3 protein-coding genes and 1 pseudogene are annotated in these 2,887 nt (G+C 40.8%); all 4 read left to right on the top strand.

The annotated features are described in order from the left end of the window. Positions 1–203, top strand: a pseudogene (locus tag FS875_RS09585) (integrase); the annotation flags it as partial. Between the two features lie 197 nt (positions 204–400). Further along, entirely contained in the window at positions 401–601 is a 201-nt protein-coding gene (locus tag FS875_RS09580; RefSeq protein WP_144756156.1) for a helix-turn-helix transcriptional regulator, read from the top strand. Positions 602–700: 99 nt separating this feature from the next. Further along, the gene (locus FS875_RS09575; protein ID WP_208000044.1) at positions 701–1,615 is read left to right on the top strand and encodes a DUF7146 domain-containing protein; all 915 of its coding nucleotides are present in this window, start codon (positions 701–703) and stop codon (positions 1,613–1,615) included. Next, positions 1,612–2,887 (top strand): YfjI family protein (locus FS875_RS09570; RefSeq protein WP_144756153.1); only part of this gene is annotated, 1,276 nt, incomplete at its 3' end. The genes FS875_RS09575 and FS875_RS09570, both read left to right, overlap by 4 nt.

Genomic DNA, 2,887 nt, shown 5'->3' with positions numbered 1-2,887 from the left:
CTGGTCTGGAAGCTTGTCCCCATGGTTTTCGTTCTAGTTTACGCGATTGGCTTGCTGAAACAACCGATGCTCCCTATGAGGTTGCTGAAACCATTCTAGGTCATACGGTTGGGGGGAAAGTGGAGCGCGCCTATCGTCGTACAGACTATTTAGAACAGCGTCGTATCTTTATGGATAAGTGGGCTTCTTATGTTACTGGTTAAAACAATAAAAGTTGTGGATAGCTCTATCTCTCTTTTTCGCATTACATCCATAATGGATAATATAATCACAAATTATGGCTTCTCTTGAATAAAAAATCACAAGATGTTGTTTTTTTACTGGAAAAGTTTGATACAAATTGCTATTTATATATGGAAAATCAACATCGATTCGATCACTTAGATAAAGAGGGGACTTCATGATTCCACATGAACCACTTCTCACAGTACGTGAGAGTGCAAAAATACTTAATATAAGCGTTTCAACACTTTGGCGGCGGGTCGCTGATGGCTCGGTGCCAAAACCTTTAAAGATTGGCTCTTTAGCGCGTTGGCTACAATCTGACCTTAGCGATGTAATCGAAAAGGCAAAAAACCAACGTGGCAACGACGCCGCCTAAAGAAAACTTCGCCTTATAGGACAGACAAAGTATTTCGACTTTCGCAAATCCCGAAATAACAGAATCTGTCTTGTAATGCAAGTAGCAGAAAGGGATTTTATGCATTTTACAAATGCGACAACAAGCAATGCTTATGCATTGCATACAACAGCTCAAAAAATTACTTGTGAATTAAGTGGGGTTTGGCATGGGCGTTATGGAACAGCCCGTTGTCCAGCCCATGATGATCAATTGCCTAGCTTATCTCTTTCCAATGGATATGATGGGCGTCTCTTACTCTATTGTTATGCTGGCTGCTCTTTTAAAGAGATCATACAAGCGCTTAGAAGAATTGGCTTGCTGGGTAAGCAAGCTTATGATCACACGCTTTCTTTCTCAAAACAGTTTTGTACTGATCTTAAAAGAACAAAACAGAAAGCAGAAAGAGCAAAAAAGATTTGGCAACAGAGCCAACCAATAAAAGATACTTTAGCAGAAACCTATTTACGTATGCGGGGGATCACATGTGAATTGCCTGCTGATTTACGCTTTCACGACAAATGCCCACACCCATTAGGAATGATACTGCCCGCGTTGGTTGCTCTTATTAAGGGGGCTGGTTCCTTTGCCATTCATAGGACCTTTTTACAAGCCAATGGCTGCAAAATAGATCAGAAACCAGCAAAAGCCATGTTGGGGGCTGTCATGGGCGGTGCTGTGCATTTAAGCCAAGATAATCCAGAACATCTTGTCATTTGTGAAGGCATTGAAACTGGTCTTTCCTTACTGTCTGGATTGTTATCAGAGCCCGTGAATGTATGGGCGTCTCTTTCTACCAGTGGCATGATGCGTGTGAATTTTCCTCGTACAAAAGGACGTTTGACAATCGCAATGGACGGCGATGATGCGGGTCGTAAAGCAGGTTTTACCCTTGCAAAGCGTGCTTATAGCCAAGGCTTTGAGGTCTTTATGATGCAAGCTCCAAAAGGAATGGACTTTAATAATGTACTACTTTCTCAAAAGAGGGAACTATGAAAGAGTGTAATTTACAAAACAACAATGAAAATACCCCCGTCAATGATAACGATAATACTTGTTTAAAAGCCATTCCTTATGAACAAGCCTTGCAACAAAATGGTTGGGGGAAATTAAAATCCATTGCTACGACTCTTTTACCCGTCGAGCCTTTTAGTCTTTTACAGCTTCCAACATCATTAATAAACTATGTTTATGACGTTGCTGATATACAACAATCTTCTATCGATTTTGTGGCTATCTCTGCTTTATGTGGTTTGGCGGCTGTCATTGGTAATGGCGTGCGTATTGCTCCAAAACAACATGCCAATTGGACAATTGTTCCTAATCTCTGGGGTGCCATTGTGGGGCAACCTTCAACCATGAAAACACCGACCATGGAAGCTGCTTTAGCTCCTCTCTATGCCTTTCAAGAGGAATGGTATCAAGAATGGGTAAAGCAGAAAAAAAGCCAAGAAACAAAAGATATTCTGGTTGAATTAGACAAAAGAGAAAAGAAAAAACAAGCCTATAAAGCATTCAAAGATCAAGACGAGGAACAAGCCCTTGCTCTTCTTTCTCAAGCTCTTGAACACAAAGAAACTGATGATGATGACACGCTTAATAAACGACGTCTTATTGTCAACGATGTCACGGTCGAAAAGCTTGGGGAATTGTTAAAAGAAAACCCCCGTGGTCTATTGTTGGTTCGTGATGAATTGTCTGGGTTTTTATCTAATTTGGAGAGAAAGGAATATCAAACAGACCGTTCTTTCTATCTAACAGCTTTTAATGGCAATAAGCCATACACCTATGACCGTATAGAACGTGGAACTATTCATATTTCCAATGCAACCCTTTCCGTCATTGGGGGCATTCAACCTTCACGGATTATTCCCATTATTCAAGCCATGCACCGTGGAATAAACGATGATGGTTTATTGCAACGATTTCAAATGCTGGTGTGGCCCGATGAACGAAAAGAGCGTGACTGGGTTGATAGACCACCCAATCAAGAGGCATGGGAAAGCTATCATGAGGTCTTTCGTTCTCTTTATGATAAACCATTAGGATTACCAAAACACCCTATCACCATGCGTTTTTCTGCTGATGCTCAAGAGATGTTTCGTGAATGGTGGGAAAAGTTGCAAAAAACAATCAAAGGAGAAAATTTCTCTACAAGTTTACAATCATATCTTTTGAAAATGGATAAAACCATACCAACCCTTGCGTTGATTTTTGAACTGTGTGAAGGCGGGCGTTTTGAAATCAATAGAAATGCCCTTGAGAGAG

It is taken from the genome of Bartonella saheliensis (genome assembly GCF_902162175.1).
This window is presented reverse-complemented; position numbering and strand designations above follow the sequence as displayed.

What these genes read in the sequence shown, in the direction of transcription:
- FS875_RS09575 (WP_208000044.1), top strand. Translation starts at nt 701, where the DNA reads ATGCATTTTACAAATGCGACAACAAGCAATGCTTATGCATTGCATACA.
- FS875_RS09580 (WP_144756156.1), top strand. Translation starts at nt 401, where the DNA reads ATGATTCCACATGAACCACTTCTCACAGTACGTGAGAGTGCAAAAATA.